The organism is Leclercia sp. LSNIH3 (genome assembly GCF_002935105.1).
Taxonomy (GTDB): Bacteria; Pseudomonadota; Gammaproteobacteria; order Enterobacterales; family Enterobacteriaceae; genus Enterobacter; species Enterobacter adecarboxylatus.
Genome location: NZ_CP026387.1, coordinates 240,461 through 254,658, shown reverse-complemented (window position 1 = coordinate 254,658; position 14,198 = coordinate 240,461). Strand labels below are relative to the sequence as shown.

At 54.9% G+C, this 14,198-nt stretch carries 14 protein-coding genes and 2 pseudogenes; 2 read left to right on the top strand and 14 right to left on the bottom strand.

The genetic code is table 11. The annotated features are described in order from the left end of the window. Positions 1-84: 84 nt before the first annotated feature. The 12 genes from osmV to C3F35_RS01195 all read right to left on the bottom strand — a co-directional run bounded on the left by osmV (position 85) and on the right by C3F35_RS01195 (position 10,492). Positions 85-1,233 carry an osmoprotectant ABC transporter ATP-binding protein OsmV gene (gene osmV, locus C3F35_RS01250; protein ID WP_059308032.1) on the bottom strand — a complete coding sequence of 383 codons (1,149 nt, stop codon included), beginning with the start codon at positions 1,231-1,233 and terminating at the stop codon, positions 85-87. Beyond that, entirely contained in the window at positions 1,233-1,880 is a 648-nt protein-coding gene (gene osmW, locus C3F35_RS01245) for an osmoprotectant ABC transporter permease OsmW (RefSeq protein ID WP_032617899.1), read from the bottom strand. The genes osmV and osmW overlap by 1 nt, the downstream gene beginning before the upstream one ends. Positions 1,881-1,889: 9 nt before the next feature. After that, on the bottom strand, positions 1,890-2,789 hold the full coding sequence (gene osmX, locus C3F35_RS01240; protein ID WP_103793217.1) for an osmoprotectant ABC transporter substrate-binding protein OsmX: 900 nt from the start codon (positions 2,787-2,789) through the stop codon (positions 1,890-1,892). Between the two features lie 18 nt (positions 2,790-2,807). Beyond that, positions 2,808-3,518, bottom strand: a complete 711-nt coding sequence (gene osmY, locus C3F35_RS01235; protein WP_032617901.1) for an osmoprotectant ABC transporter permease OsmY — start codon at positions 3,516-3,518, stop codon at positions 2,808-2,810. 255 nt (positions 3,519-3,773) lie between these two features. Further along, complete coding sequence (locus tag C3F35_RS01230; protein WP_032617902.1) at positions 3,774-4,520, bottom strand: YoaK family protein; 747 nt, start codon at positions 4,518-4,520, stop codon at positions 3,774-3,776. Between the two features lie 212 nt (positions 4,521-4,732). Next, positions 4,733-5,356, bottom strand: a complete 624-nt coding sequence (locus C3F35_RS01225; protein WP_103793218.1) for a glutathione S-transferase family protein — start codon at positions 5,354-5,356, stop codon at positions 4,733-4,735. Positions 5,357-5,651: 295 nt separating this feature from the next. Next, complete coding sequence (locus C3F35_RS01220; protein WP_146054054.1) at positions 5,652-6,092, bottom strand: DUF6389 family protein; 441 nt, start codon at positions 6,090-6,092, stop codon at positions 5,652-5,654. 173 nt (positions 6,093-6,265) lie between these two features. Then, a complete protein-coding gene (locus C3F35_RS01215) occupies positions 6,266-6,583 on the bottom strand; it encodes a YebG family protein (protein WP_032617905.1) in 318 nt (105 codons plus the stop codon). A 92-nt stretch (positions 6,584-6,675) separates the two neighbouring features. Further along, entirely contained in the window at positions 6,676-7,158 is a 483-nt protein-coding gene (locus C3F35_RS01210; protein ID WP_032617906.1) for a glutathione peroxidase, read from the bottom strand. 93 nt (positions 7,159-7,251) lie between these two features. Beyond that, the gene (locus tag C3F35_RS01205; protein WP_032617907.1) at positions 7,252-7,491 is read right to left on the bottom strand and encodes a DinI family protein; all 240 of its coding nucleotides are present in this window, start codon (positions 7,489-7,491) and stop codon (positions 7,252-7,254) included. 98 nt (positions 7,492-7,589) lie between these two features. Further along, positions 7,590-9,779 carry a TonB-dependent siderophore receptor gene (locus C3F35_RS01200; RefSeq protein WP_103793220.1) on the bottom strand — a complete coding sequence of 730 codons (2,190 nt, stop codon included), beginning with the start codon at positions 9,777-9,779 and terminating at the stop codon, positions 7,590-7,592. Between the two features lie 335 nt (positions 9,780-10,114). Beyond that, on the bottom strand, positions 10,115-10,492 hold the full coding sequence (locus C3F35_RS01195) for a RidA family protein (protein WP_103793221.1): 378 nt from the start codon (positions 10,490-10,492) through the stop codon (positions 10,115-10,117). 464 nt (positions 10,493-10,956) lie between these two features. On the opposite strand from C3F35_RS01195, the gene C3F35_RS01190 reads away from it, so the two are divergent. Beyond that, the gene (locus C3F35_RS01190; protein ID WP_059308026.1) at positions 10,957-11,430 is read left to right on the top strand and encodes a hypothetical protein; all 474 of its coding nucleotides are present in this window, start codon (positions 10,957-10,959) and stop codon (positions 11,428-11,430) included. 143 nt (positions 11,431-11,573) lie between these two features. Here the strand turns inward: C3F35_RS01190 and C3F35_RS01185 are convergent, their stop codons facing one another. Next, positions 11,574-12,485, bottom strand: coding sequence for a LysR family transcriptional regulator (locus tag C3F35_RS01185; RefSeq protein ID WP_032617911.1), 912 nt, complete (start codon positions 12,483-12,485; stop codon positions 11,574-11,576). 122 nt (positions 12,486-12,607) lie between these two features. On the opposite strand from C3F35_RS01185, the pseudogene C3F35_RS01180 reads away from it, so the two are divergent. Next, positions 12,608-13,918: pseudogene (locus tag C3F35_RS01180) on the top strand (serine hydrolase domain-containing protein). On the opposite strand, the pseudogene C3F35_RS26985 reads toward C3F35_RS01180, so the two are convergent. Next, a pseudogene (locus C3F35_RS26985) lies at positions 13,854-14,063 on the bottom strand (hypothetical protein); the annotation flags it as partial. The pseudogenes C3F35_RS01180 and C3F35_RS26985 sit on opposite strands and share 65 nt — an antisense overlap. Positions 14,064-14,198 lie beyond the last annotated feature (135 nt).

The following is a 14,198-nucleotide window of genomic DNA, read 5'->3' as shown; positions in this document are numbered from 1 at the left end:
ACGTAAACAGGAAAGATACAATATTGTGGGGGGAAATCGTGGGGTTAGCAACGTAAAGAGCCGGGCAGTGCCCGGCTTACAACATTAACTCTCGCTATGAATATTCAGCGCCCGGCGGGTGCGGCCGGAACTGAGATATTCCGCAATATAGTCCTGCGAAATCTCGCCGTTATAGCGTCCGTCTTCATCGACAATTGGCATCCAGCTGGTGTTGCTCTCGTACAGACGGGAGAGCACCACGCGCAGGTTGTCTTCAGCCTTGCCGGTCATACGGAACGGGTGGATCAGATCGGCGCAGGTGCCGCTGGCATGGCGCGCCTCGCGACGTTTCACAAAGCCCAGCGGCTTACCGTTTTCGTCCACCACGGTGACCGCGCGAATGTCGTTATCATCCATCGTGGCGAAGGCCTCCGGCAGCGGGGTGGCCGGGCGAACGGTGATCGTCGGCTGTTGGTCAGTCACATCGCCCGCCGAGACCAGCAGCAGACGCTTAAGGGTGCGGTCCTGGCCGACGAACGAACCGACAAACTCATTCGCCGGTTTCGCCAGCAGTTCGTCCGGGCTGGCGCACTGGACGATTTTCCCCTGGCGGAAGACGGCGATGCGGTCGCCGAGCTTCAGCGCCTCGTCGATATCATGGCTCACCAGCATCACGGTCTTTTTCAGCTTGCGCTGCATCTCGAGGAACTGGTTCTGGATCACCTCGCGGTTAATCGGGTCGACTGCACCGAAAGGCTCATCCATCAGCAGTACCGGAGGATCCGCCGCCAGGGCGCGAATCACGCCGATACGCTGCTGCTGACCGCCGGACATTTCACGTGGGTAGCGGTTAAGGAACTTATGCGGGTCCATCGCCACCATATCCATCAGCTCTTCAGCGCGGGTTTTACAGCGCGCTTTGTCCCAGCCCAGCATCCGCGGCACCACGGTGATGTTCTCTTCGATGGTCATGTTCGGGAACAGACCAATCTGCTGGATCACGTAGCCGATGTTACGACGCAGGGTGACGGTATCCATGTCGCTGGTGTCCTGACCGTTAATCAGGATCTTCCCGCTGCTCGGGGTAATCAGACGGTTAATCATTTTCAGGGTTGTCGTCTTGCCGCAGCCGGACGGTCCAAGCAGAACGCACATTTCCCCTTCGGGTACGTTCAGGTTAACGTTGTCTACGGCCTTAAATGTCTGGCCCTGCTTCTGTGAAAATTGTTTGGTGAGGTTTTCCAGTTTTATCATTATCGAATCCCCTTTGGAGTCAGTACGATCTGCAGACGGTGCAGTAACCAGTCGAGCACAATCGCTAAAAGACAAATCATCAGCGCACCGGCAATCAACATACGAATATCACTTCCGCCGATGCCGTTAAGCAGCAACAGACCCAGACCGCCCGCGCCGATAACGGCGGCAATCGCCATCACGCCGATGTTCATCACCACGGCGGTACGGATCCCGCCGAAAATCACTGGCAGCGCCATGGGAATCTCTACCCAGCGCAGACGTTGCCAGAAGGTCATGCCGATGCCACGTCCCGCCTCACGCAGGCCAGGCGGCAGGCTGTCGAGTGCGGTGTGGGTGTTACGCACAATCGGCAGCAGCGAGTAGAGAAATACCGCGGTAATCGCGGGCAGGGCACCAATACCCTGACCGATCAGCGAAAAGAGCGGGATCATCAGACCAAACAGCGCAATGGATGGGATGGTCAGTACGATGGTGGCAATACCCAGCACCGGGGTCGCCAGCCATTTGTGGCGTACAATCAGAATGCCCAGCGGCACGCCGATAATGATGGCCAGGCCAACAGCCAGCGCCACCAGCCACAGATGTTGCAGCGTCAGGGTGCAGAGATAACCCCAGTTATCAATCATGTAGTGAATCGTATCCATAGCGCCTCCTTACAGCAGCTGCTTGCTACGCAGGAAATCACGGGCGACCTGCTGCGGTGACTGATGATCGATATCCACCTTTTTATTCAGCTCGGTGATAACGTCGTTATTGAGCTGGGCAGAGAGGGTGTTCAGCGCCTCCTCCAGACCCGGATTGGCCTCCAGGGTGTCCTTACGCACCACCGGGGTCACCGCATAGCTCGGGAAGAAGCCTTTATCATCTTCCAGTACCTTCAGGTCAAAACCCTTCACGCGCCCGTCGGTGGTATAAATCAGCCCGGCGTCGACAAAGCCATCGCGCACCGCGTTATAGACCAGACCGGGGTCCATCTGGCGGATCTGCGGGCGATCAAGCTCCAGGTTGTAGGCGGCCTGCAGCGGCTTCATGCCGTCGCTGCGCCCGGAAAACTCCAGGTCCAGACCGAGCAGCCAGTTATTATCAGGGTCGGTTTTACGCACCTGTTCAACCTTTGCCACCAGTTCCGACATGGTGTTGATATGTTCTGCTTCGGCGCGCTTACGCTGCATAGCGAAGGCGTAGGTATTGTTCATGTCAGCAGGCTGGAGCCACACCAGGCCGTGTTTCGCATCCAGGCGTTTCACCGTCTCGTAAGACTCCTGGGGTGACAAGCGTTTGTTGATGTGGTTAAAGATGATCAGCGAAGTACCGGTGTACTCCCAGGTCATATCGATTTGCTTGTTGATCATGGCATTGCGGGAGATGACCGTCGCAATGTTGGTCTGGGGCTGTACCTGAAACCCTTTCTTTTGCAGGTACTGCACGGTCATGGCCGAAAGAATATGCTGTTCGGTAAAGCTCTTGGTCGCCAGAATCAGCGGCGCGGCGAGCGCCTGGCTGGAGAAGAGCGCGGCGGCGCACAGCGCCGTCAGGCCAGTAAACAGTCTCATAAAAGCTCCTTATTATAATTATCGTGCGAGATGCGGGCTCATCAGACGACCCAGCGCCGCCAGCAACGTATCCAGAATCAGGGCGAACAGGGCGGTGGCCGCGGCACCCAAAATCAGCGTCGGGAAGTCATTCAGGTAAATACCCGGGAAGATCAGCTCACCGTAGCTGCTGGCACCAATCAGGAAGGCCAGGGGCGCAGTCCCGACGTTAATGGCGGTAGCGATGCGGATCCCGGAGAGCATCACCGGCCAGGCGTTAGGAATTTCCACCTGCCACAGCCGTTGCCATTTGGTCATGCCGATACCGTTTGCCGCTTCCAGTAACGAGCCAGGCACCGAGCACAGCCCAGCGTAGGTGTTACGCACAATCGGCAGCAGCGAGGCAAGGAACAGGGCAATAATGGCAGGGGTATCGCCAATACCAATCACCACCATCGCCAGCGCCAGAACGGCCAGTGGCGGCAGGGTATTCCCTACGTTAAAGATCTGCATGACGTATTCGGCGATACCGCGCGCGGCCGGACGGCTCAGCAAGATACCGCTGGGAATACCGACCAGCAGTGCGAAGAACATCGATGAGAAGACTAAAATCAGATGCTGTTGCCCGAGATAGACCAGGTCAACCTGACGCGCTTTGATGGTCTCCAGCCCAATTCCCCAGACGAGGAGGGCGACGACCACGATAATCGCGCCGACAAAAAGCAGCGAACGTTTGAATAGTGGATGCATTGCGGTGTGTCTCCCTGTGCGCATGCGTTATAGCAACCATCGGTTGCCTGTTGTTATGCCATGAATCGGCAGGGGTCATTGAGCTATAGCAAGCGAACGGGAAGGGTTCCAGCGAAGCGGCGAAATTTGTAACCCTATGAAAGTGAGGGAAACATGGGGTTATGCCTTATGGGATAAGGGCTGACAGGTGGCGGGCAGAATTGTCTTAAAGATAATTTCATTAAGTGACACCGTCACTTAATGAAAGGATGTGGTTTATGATTTGCTAAGCGCAGCGCGAACCTTGCGCACACGCAGTGAGGTACTGACAATGGAAAAGGCGGCCACGAGCACCAGTATGACTCCCAGCGCCAGCATCGCATTAAAGCCAAACCACCTGAACAGTATCAGCCCCGCAATACCCCCGGTGATAAACGAGAAAAGGGTGGTGAGATGGGTTATCAGCTGATTTTTTTGTCCTGCGGTATCTTTGGAGTAGTCCCGGCGGAGCATCGCCACTACCACGGAGGCCAGCGAAATGCCTGCGTCGGTTAACGTGCCGGTAATATGAGTCGATCTTACCCGGCCACCGGAAAGTTGAGTGGAGGTTGAATTATGGATCCCCATCAGGCCGCAGAGAAAAACAATAATTTCACGGTTGGTGGTGAAGGTATGAAAAAACATTTCATACAGGGACACACCCGCCAGTAATAACCCTTCAATAAACAAAACCTGACAAAAAATGAGCCGGACATTATGAACAATGCCCCATAAAACAATAATCCGTGCAACGATTGCCCCCGTGACAAAGGCTAAAATAATCGTGGCAAAGAAAATAATATCATTCAGATCCGTTGAGGAGACTTCACTGGAAAATTGTGAGGTGTTGCCGGTCATATGGGAAGGGAAAAAGCCGAATGCCCCCAGCGCAATGGCATTCAGCAATCCTGCGGAAGTGGCGAGCCACAGGGCAAGCCGACGATCCTCCTGATGCGTTCGTTCTTTCTTGAGTTTAATCAGCAAAGAATACCTCCGGTTTGAGCTTTGCCTGAATAATCAGGCTAGCAAAGCGTTTTAACGGGTTGTCCAGGATAGTGCTTAATTATTACGGCACCGGAGGTGGAGGGAGATTTAGTAATTAATTAAAATAACCTTGTTAAAAAAGGGATTATTTAAACCCGGACGCGAAACGTCTCCCGACTGCTGTGTCGCAATCGCGAGACGACGCGCGATGCTCACAGCATTCCATTATTCCCGTGGCGTAAAAATGCCGGACGCTGGTTTAAGCGTGCAAACCAGGCCTCATTAGCAGGGAACGACGGGCGGTCAAAGGGCGTCATTTTCCAGCGGTTCACCGACAGCCCCAGCACCACGTCGGCCAGGGTAAAGGTCTCGCCCGCCACCCATGCCCCGGTGCGTTGCAGCTGCTGATCAAGGATCGCGATATGGTGGTTCCACTCCTTAATCCCCGCCGCAATGCGTTCAGGATCGTTAAAGTCCGGGTTTTTACGCCCCAGTGCCGGGAAGACATAGCGCCAGGCGTTGTTAAATTCGCTTGCCTGCCAGTCCATCCAGCGCTCGACGTTAGCACACCCCTGCGGATCGCCGGGGAGCAGATCGTCACGCCCGGCTTTGCGCACCAGATAGCGGCAGATCGCGTTGGATTCCCACAGAACAAAATCGCCATCGATTAGCACCGGCACCATGGCGTTCGGGTTCAGTGTGCGAAAGGCATCGGTTTCCGTCGAGGCAAAGCCGCTGCCGTAATCTTCCTGGAGATAGTCCAGACCGATTTCTTCGCAGGTCCAGAGCACTTTACGCACGTTGATGGAGGTGATTTTGCCGAGGATTTTGAGCATGATGCAGGGTCCTTTGTAGTTTGAGTTAATCACAATACATCAGGTATGCAGGGAGTTTAGGGCAAATATTGGTGGGGGAAGGGGGCGACCAGCAAGATATCCCTATCACCGGTTTCTTTGAGATGTCGAGGGTTGCGGACAATGTGATAAAAGCGCGGGGTATCTTTGAACATCAGCGTACAACGCTCAGGTCGGCAGGCTAATAACTGTTCCACAACGTTTTCTGTGGGACGGGCAAGCGAAACGCCCCCGTCGTGGCTGGAAAGCACGCTCCCTAAACGAAGAGTTCATCTTCTTAGTCGAGAGGAATAAGCCCTTCTGTACAGTCGCACTCCTCACCAAATACGTATGCCGGAATGCCTAAACCGCCAGACAAGGCCCAGACCTGTTTAATCCAGCCAATGGCTGCCTCAACAATAATATCGTTGACCGAAAATGAAACCTCTTCAGGGTCGAAGATGGGCACGTCTGGCTGGAGTTTACCGTCGATAAATTTTACGTCGAAAAGCTCGCGGTAAGGCGCTATAGCGCTGTTTAACACGTATAAATCTGGCCCCCGGAGATGGATCATGACTGAAAACATCCCGTCCTCATCCTGGACGGGATGGATACCCACCTCAACGGCCTGCGTTTTTATGGGAAGAATGCCCTTAATGCCGCGGATCTTTTCGACCGCCTCCTGCGTGTGGATGTGAAGAATATCGTGCAGCGCACTCCTGTATTGTGTTTCTGTCATATCCCGATTCTCTTTAATTCTGGGGCTTACACTATAGCGCCTGTTCTCTGCTTCTGGTACGCAGCGGATTTTAAGCCTCGTCCAGTAAGCCGTTATGGACTTCCACATAAAAAAACGCCGCAAGCAGTTTTCTGCTTACGGCGTTCAGGATCGGTGATGATGTGTTCTGGCTATCAGGCCGCTTTTACCGCTCTGATTTTTTTACTGCCAGCCGCATCTGACTCGGTGTTATCTGTTGCAGGGGTGGCATTGCGATCGGGCACCTTACTGGTACGCAGAATATGCTGCACAGCCTCTTTCTGCTCGGCGAGATACAGCCCAAGATCTTCAGCCTGCGTTTCATCCATCTGCTTACCGCTTTGCAACAGCCAGTCGGTGAACGCTTCTGCCAGGTCGAGCAGTTTGTCGTGAGCGTCAGCCTCTTTCTTACTGGCAAATGTCATTTTCTCTTCACCTTTTCTTACGACAACAAATTTTGTTTCAACAGCCATTATGCGCCCTCCGTACTGTAATTATATACAGTATACCAGTTCCTGATGGGTGTTGCAGCCAAAATGTGCTGCCGCGCGTTGCGGCACATCCGCTAGATGTCGAGAGCAGCAAGAATAGAGGCTTCCAGTTTTTCCGGGGTGGTGAGCGGTGCAAAACGCTTGATGGGTTTGCCGTCGCGTCCGATCAGGAACTTAGTGAAATTCCACTTGATCCGCTTACCCAGCACGCCGGGTAATTCGTCTTGCAGGTAACGAAACACCGGGTGCGCCGTGGGGCCGTTGACGTCCACTTTCTCGAATATCGGAAAGCTCACCCCGTAGTTGATCTGACAGGTCTGCGTGATGTCGTCGGCATTGCCGGGTTCTTGCTTACCGAACTGGTTGCAGGGAAAACCCAACACCACCAGCCCCTGGTCGGCGTACTTTTTATAAAGCTTTTCCAGGCCGGCGTATTGCGGTGTAAAACCACAGTGGCTGGCGGTATTCACCACCAGAACCAGCTTACCTGCATAGTCGGCCATCGGGATAAGCTGGCCGCGCAGGCTGGTGGCAGAAAGTTGATGAAAGGTCGTCATAGCGGAAACCTCAAAGATGAACCCTTTTTTCAGGCGTTGTGGAGTATAGACGCTGGGGGCAAGATGCGGTTTCCGTCTCAGGGCGTGAGAGGCTTACTCAGCTACCAGCCACATATCAGCCTCGTCAAACATCTCCTCCAGCATGCGATTGAGTTTTTCCCGATCACTTTTACTGGCATCGCTGTTCAGACCGTTCGCCTGCATCGGCTTAACCTTCACCTCGGCGTCCGGAAAGATGCGGTGCACGCGTCTGGTCAATTCATCCAGGATGATTTCCCTGGCGCCCGCAAGCCCCGCAACATTTCGTTTGTCGTAAACCAGTTCCACGAACATGACAGATCTCCAAAAACACTGTTTTAATGTACAGCATTCTTACCGGAGCAGTGATATCTGTCAACTACCGCCCGTCTTGCAGGCGGTAGTTGTTACTATCAGAACAGGACCGAGTAGTTCAGGCCAAAGGTACGACCGCGGCCTTTATAGGTATACAGGTTCTCCGCCCCATAGGTTGGGCTGTACAGACCCGGTGCGCGCTGTCCCCATGCCGTGGTGTAGTCTTCATCCAGGACGTTTTCAACGCTAAAGCTCAGCTTGCCCACCGGCAGAAGGTAGCTGCCTAACAGATCCACGGTGTTATAGCCTTCAATGCGTTTACCCGCTTCATCAGACAAATCAAAGGTCTGCGTACTTTGCACACGCAGCGTCCAGTCGCCTGGCGCCCAGGTCACCCATGCGCTCATTTTGGACGGGCTGGCGCTGTCTACCGTTAGCTTTTCCCATTTCCCATCGACGCGGGTTTCCGATTTGATCACGTTAAAGTTTGTGCCGGTGCTCCACTCACTGTCAGTGAAGAAGTAATCCACCTGGCCTTCAACACCGTAGATGCGACGCTCATCATCTTCCACGTTGATGGTCATGTCACTTTTGTTGATGTTGATGGTTTTGTCGGAGAGCGAATAGTATCCCGCAATCTGGGTGCGCAGGTTATCCCCGGTAAAGCGCCAGCCCAGCTCGTAGGCATCTACCTTAATACCGTCGAGTTTCGAGTCGTTAACGTTAACGCTGTTGACCAGGCGGTAATGGCCATTCACCAGCTGATAAGTACCGGAGCCGTAGTATTTCGCCAAATCCGGGATCTCAAAGCCCTGCGAGAAGTTAAACCAGAGCTGCTGACGTTCGGTCAGATGACCCAGAATACCGGCGTTAAAGAGCAGGTTGTTGTAGTCGGTTTTCCCGCCCGGTACAGCGTCTGCCGAGGTGGCTCGGCCCGTGGCAATCCCCTGTTGTTGGGCGTAGCCAATAAAATCGTCGACCTTGTTTTCGGTGTACTGATAACGCACGCCGCCGCTCAGGGTGATGGCGGAGAAGTCATAGCTCGATTGCAGGAACGGGGCGAGGTTAGTGATGCTGTAGCCCGGATAGCGACCGACGTTATAGGCGTTATCCAGCTTCATGCCGCCGCTGGCCGCCGCTTTGTTAAGGTCGAAGAACTGCTGATTGGCATCGAAGGTTTCGTGCTCGGCATCCACACCCCATGTCAGCGTTAACGCATCCAGAGGTTTACTGTTGAGGGTGAGTTTGCCGCCATAAAAATCGGTTTTTTGCTGGGATGCGCCAATGCTGGTGACCCGGCCACCTGAAAGCGTAGGGAAGGGGTAGTACGTCAGGTTCTCATCGCGGTAGTAAATTTGTGCGAGCAGATCCTGACCCCAGAAATCGGTGTTGGAATATTGCAGGTTAATAAGATGGCGTTCGGTGCCAGGGATACGGTCGGAGTCGAGATTATTTTTATTGTACGCATTGCCGGAACCGGTCACGGCCGAGAAGTTTTCGCCAAGATACAGGCCGTGCTTACCGTCGGATTCACTCTTGTAATACTGCGTGGTGAGCTGCAACTGCTGATGATCGTCGATATTCAGGGTGCCGGTGCCCATCACGTCCAGACGGTCTGAATACTGCAAACCGGTCTGGGTGTTATCAATGTTGACCTCGTTACCCTTGCCGTCATACCAGCCGCCAAAGCGCTGATACGCCACTGACAGCCGCCCCGAGGCGTTGTCGTTGCCGCCGCTGACTGCCGCCGCAATGTTTTCGTCATTATCGTTATGGCTGTTGAAGCCCGACTTTACGCCGGTCTGGAACTCGACTTCCGTTTCCGGCTGGCCCTTTTTCGTGACGATATTGATTAAGCCGCCGGTACTGCCGCCGCCGTAGAGGGAGGTCGCGCCGGAGATCACTTCAATGCGGGAGATATTAAACGGATCGATAGAGTCCAGCTGACGGCTGTCGCTGCGCGAGGAGTTTAACCGCACGCCATCAACCATCACCATCATGGAACGACCGCGCATATTCATACCGTAATTGGTACGCCCCTGGCTGCTGACATCCATACCGGGGATCAACTGCGCCAGTACCTCTTTAAGTTCTTTCCCGCCCTGAACTTGCTGCTCAATGTCAGCCTGTTCAATGACCCAGGTGGTCTGTGCCATGTCGGTCATACTGTGATTTGTACGACTGGCGGAGACCACCAGCGACTCTTCTTTTTGTCCTTCAGCCGAGGCATTAGCGGCTAACATCATTAATAAACAAGGGTTTAAAGCCCAATAGCGACGCGCTTTCATTGTTGTGATCATCCTGATTATTCAAGGTGTCAGAGGCGTTGATGCCCCGTACCGCACGTGAATCACCCTTTAAAGGTGATAGTGATTATCGGAATAATATGAATTCTCATTTCAATGTAAACAGTTAGTGTTAAAAAATGTTTCTATAAACACCTGATTTTAATGGGGTTTTTGTAGGCGAGGGGCGAGGCTGAGAAGATGCAGGCCGCTATTTCGCAGGCCGTGACGCTTGCAGTTCGGCTTTAGAGCCAGCCATAAGCGCAAAGCGGACATACGGGAATGATAAAGCGTTCATTTAACCGAATAGCCATCACTACCCGGCCGTCAGGAATGAATTAAAGCCCAAAAATAGCTTCAATTTCGATTGAGAGGTCTGGAGAGAAAAGGCGGCTGACTTCCACGAGCGAACTGGCAGGTAAGTGATGACCATAATTTCGGTACAGCACTTCACGAAGCGCAGCGATCTCTTCAAAAGAGGTAATGAAAATGGTCACTTTGATCAGGGTTGAGAAATCCGCGCCTTCTACCCTGACAATTTTCCTGAGTTGACTGAATATTTCTTCAGCCTGCTCAACAATGCCTTTATGTTGAGCAGGTGTGCCAAATGCGGTCAATCCTGAAACATAGAGCGTGCTGCCATGTTTTACAGAATGAACATAAGGTGCCTTTACTTCACCTAACTCAGGATAATTCTTCCGTATTATATTGTTCATAACGAAGGCCTTTCTGGAAGTGAGCAAACAACAACCTTACCATTCCCCTGTTAATGCTCAACGATTTTTAATGGTGACGCTCAGCATGTCCGCTTACTCCACAGTCCGTTGCCTGTTTCGCTATAAGCGAGGAGCGACCGATCGGCATGCGTTCTTCCTGAAGAACAATAATCCACTTAGTGGCGTCAGCACGTCGCCGTTCGTAGAAGCCATACTGCCGGAGGATTATCGCTGAGGTTTGGCCCGGCAAATAATTGCGGCCGCATTCTTCAACCCGCTATTCCCGTCAATCCTGCTGTCTCAGGCCGTTCATCTATACTGACTGTTGCAGTGACATACCGTGCTCATATGAAAAAGCGTAAATAACGTGACCGTGTAAGTGCGTTAATCAGAAAGAGTGTTCCTGGCTTCTACCGCAATAAAGCTTAAAGAATAAAAACTTTTATCTATCCGGGAGATAATGAATGAAATTAACCCAATTTGTTTATTCCGCCTTAATTGGCGTTGTTGCCAGCTGCCGTTCCATGACGCCGATGGCGGCCATCGCCGCAGCACGCATTGCCGGGCGCAACACAACGGGCCATCTTTTTCTGCTCGACCGTCCGTTATTTAAATTCGGCGCGTTAGCGATGGGGGTAGGTGAACTCTTTGGCGACAAGATGAAGTCAGCGCCAGACCGCACCGTGTTTTTGGGCCTGACAGCCCGTGTGGCAAGTGCAGGGATTGCGGGCGCCGCGTTGGCACCCAGCGGAAAAGAAAAAGCCGGAGCAGCGATCGCTGTCTCTGCCGCCGTGCCACTGGCCTATGCCACGCTGGCGGCACGCAAAAAAGCCATCGAAGGGATAGGGCAGACCAAAAGTGGCCTGGTTGAAGATACGCTCATCGTTGCTCTCGGAGCTGCGGTGGTCTACTTCGCAACGCGCTCAAATCGCCATTAAAGGCACGCCTGCCTCTCAGGATGATTCCGACAGGGCATCATGTAAGAGCCAGTGGCCGCGTCTGGCACAAAGCGGACATTCAATCTCACAGCCTGTGGGCCTCCTCCGGCTTCCCGATATAGCCAGGTCGTCAGCCCCACCCGCTAACCAGCATGGCCGGCAAGCGTTACGGCTGACTCCGCCCAGACATCGGGAATGATCTTTATCGCCTCGCTGACGGCGAAATCTATCGTCATGCCGGGCTTCCACAGCATTACGATCATCTGGCTCAGCGCCAGATTGCCCACCTCCACGTCAATCGCTTTAACGTCACGCCAGCTGGCGGCGGCAAAATGCTTCGGCAGAAAGGCCCACCCCTGGCCGCTCTCCAGCATATGGCGCAGCAGCGCCCGGTCATTGGTGTAGAAGGTACGATCGGCGATGCGTCCTTGCTTCGCCGCCACGCCGTCGGGCGCCGGATGCATCACCAGTTGCGGCTGCGAGGCGAGTTCGAATAGCGATACCGGCTGCTCGTCCGCGAAGAGCGATGCGGCGGCGTAAAAATCGAGTTCGACCACCCCCACCGAGCGCCACGCCATCTCGCTGCCCAGACTGCGGTTGCGCGCCTGGCAGAGCGCCAGCTGCACCGCGCCGCAGGCGAGCGCCGCTTCCGCCTCTTCGCGGGCCGCGCTCCAGGCGCTGACCCGGATGTTGCTTTCCGCCAGCGTCTCAATCAGACGGCAGAGAAAAGGGCGTGGCACAAAGGGATCGTAAACCAGGCTGATTTCGTCGGAGATATCATGACGGACGTGGCGCGCCGCCGCGTCGAACGCCTGCGCCTGGCGCATCAGCAGCGCCGCCTGTCGCTTCAGCCGCTGACCCTCTGGCGTCAGCGCCAGCGTGCGGCCCTGTCGCGAAAAGAGCGCATAGCCCAGTGCCGCCTCAAGAAACTCAATTAGCTCGCTGACCGTGGCGCGATCCTTGCCAAGCTGTTTCGCCGCTTGCGAAACGGTGCCGAGCGCGGCGACGGTAGAAAACGCCTCTATTTGCGCAAAGGAAAAACTGAGACAGGCCATATCTGCTCCCTGATGCAACTGGTTGGGGGGATTTCCCCACATATGCTGATTTTTGCACAGCGCAGGCCAAATCTATACTACGGCTCGTCGATTTTAAGGCTTGCTAAGAAGGAAACAGAGTGATGAAAAGTAAAAAAAACCTGCTACTGGCAGCATCGCTGACGACGGCTGCGCTGCTGTCGTATGCAGCAACAGCCGCTGAGCCTGAGTCTTGCGGCGGCGTACCGCTGAGCGTCTGTCCGACGCCGTTCGATCGCGACCTGCCCGATCCCAAAACCATGCTCAACTGGGATCAACAGGATCGCGTGGTGGGCTTTCGCAACGACTACCGCAACTATCCCGCCGATGTTTTTCATCACGGTACCGCCCAGCCGCTGCCGCTGGCGAAGCATCAGCTCGGTGAGGTTAGCTACCGCGTCAACGGCCACCGCTACAGCATGGCGGACTACCTGCAGCGTCAGAACGTGGCGGGGATGTTGGTCCTGAAAAACGGCCAGATCGCCTACAAATATCTGGCGCACGGCAACAACGACAGCACGCTCTAGACCTCGCGCTCGGTGGGTAAATCAGTGGTGTCGACGCTGGTCGGCGTGGCGCTGAAACAGGGGAAAATCCACTCGCTGGATGACAAGGTCACCGATTACGAGCCGGAGCTAAAAGGCACCGCCTGGCAGGACGTGACGCTGCGACAGCTGCTTACCCACACCTCCGGCGTGGCGTGGAATGAAGATTACACAAGACCCGACTCTGATTTTGCCCAGCTGACCCAGTGCGAGGCGCGTGCTGGCACCTATGATTGCGTGCGCGGGCTGATTACCGGCCTGAAGAAGGCGCATCCGGCAGGCCAGCACTGGTCCTACTCGTCGGGCGGCGCCTGGTTGCTGGGTGACGTGCTGGAGCGCGCCACCGGCATGTCGCTCGCCGCGTATCTGCAGCAGAGCATCTGGCAGCCTTACGGCATGGCGAGCGACGGTGTCTGGCACGCCTATCAGCCCGGCAAACATGACGTTGGCGCGCACGGCTTCAACGCCACGCTGGAGGACTGGGGGCGCTTCGGCGAGTTTGTACGGCATGAGGGGCGACTGCCGGACGGCGATAAAGCGCTGCCGGACGGCTGGCTGAAGCTCGCCTCTGGCTGGACGCAGGCACAGGGCTCGGTTTCCGCCGCGCATCCGCAGGGCATTTACGGCTTCCAGTGGTGGAACAACGAGGTACCGGCGAACGCGAAAAACGTCGAGCCTACGCCGCAGCAGTCGCTGAAGGGGTCGCTCTGGGCGCTGGGCATCTATGGCCAGATTATTATGGTTAACCCCGCCGAGCAGCTGGTGATTGTGCAATGGTCGACCTGGCCGCAGGCGGAACCCTCGTTTAGCGCCCAGCCGCTGGAGGCGTCACTGATGTATAGCGCAATCGCGCAGCAGCTGCGCGACTAAGAAAATCGGGATGAGGGCTGTCAGCTGGCGGAGCCGTAAGGCTAGTGCAGCGTTTATTCAGCAGCGATTCAACGGAGGCGCGATTGCCCTTGTCCCAGCCGCGCCGCGTGGTCAGCAGGATATGTCCCTTCTCGGCCGAGAAAGTAGCACTTTACCAGCGCCACGTCAGTTGATGTGAGTCGCAACCTTTCACCATTGCTTATGTTCCTGAACGAAGCTGGCGACAGACTGTAGTCTTGCTCACTGAATTGTTTGTCCGTACTCGCTGCGATGGCTCCCA

What these genes read in the sequence shown, in the direction of transcription:
- C3F35_RS01220 (WP_146054054.1), bottom strand. Translation starts at nt 6,092, where the DNA reads ATGACAGAAACACAATACAGGAGTGCGCTGCACGATATTCTTCACATC.
- C3F35_RS01185 (WP_032617911.1), bottom strand. Translation starts at nt 12,485, where the DNA reads ATGGCCTGTCTCAGTTTTTCCTTTGCGCAAATAGAGGCGTTTTCTACC.
- C3F35_RS01195 (WP_103793221.1), bottom strand. Translation starts at nt 10,492, where the DNA reads ATGAACAATATAATACGGAAGAATTATCCTGAGTTAGGTGAAGTAAAG.
- C3F35_RS01190 (WP_059308026.1), top strand. Translation starts at nt 10,957, where the DNA reads ATGAAATTAACCCAATTTGTTTATTCCGCCTTAATTGGCGTTGTTGCC.
- osmX (WP_103793217.1), bottom strand. Translation starts at nt 2,789, where the DNA reads ATGAGACTGTTTACTGGCCTGACGGCGCTGTGCGCCGCCGCGCTCTTC.
- osmY (WP_032617901.1), bottom strand. Translation starts at nt 3,518, where the DNA reads ATGCATCCACTATTCAAACGTTCGCTGCTTTTTGTCGGCGCGATTATC.
- C3F35_RS01215 (WP_032617905.1), bottom strand. Translation starts at nt 6,583, where the DNA reads ATGGCTGTTGAAACAAAATTTGTTGTCGTAAGAAAAGGTGAAGAGAAA.
- C3F35_RS01205 (WP_032617907.1), bottom strand. Translation starts at nt 7,491, where the DNA reads ATGTTCGTGGAACTGGTTTACGACAAACGAAATGTTGCGGGGCTTGCG.
- C3F35_RS01225 (WP_103793218.1), bottom strand. Translation starts at nt 5,356, where the DNA reads ATGCTCAAAATCCTCGGCAAAATCACCTCCATCAACGTGCGTAAAGTG.
- osmV (WP_059308032.1), bottom strand. Translation starts at nt 1,233, where the DNA reads ATGATAAAACTGGAAAACCTCACCAAACAATTTTCACAGAAGCAGGGC.
- C3F35_RS01210 (WP_032617906.1), bottom strand. Translation starts at nt 7,158, where the DNA reads ATGACGACCTTTCATCAACTTTCTGCCACCAGCCTGCGCGGCCAGCTT.
- osmW (WP_032617899.1), bottom strand. Translation starts at nt 1,880, where the DNA reads ATGGATACGATTCACTACATGATTGATAACTGGGGTTATCTCTGCACC.
- C3F35_RS01200 (WP_103793220.1), bottom strand. Translation starts at nt 9,779, where the DNA reads ATGAAAGCGCGTCGCTATTGGGCTTTAAACCCTTGTTTATTAATGATG.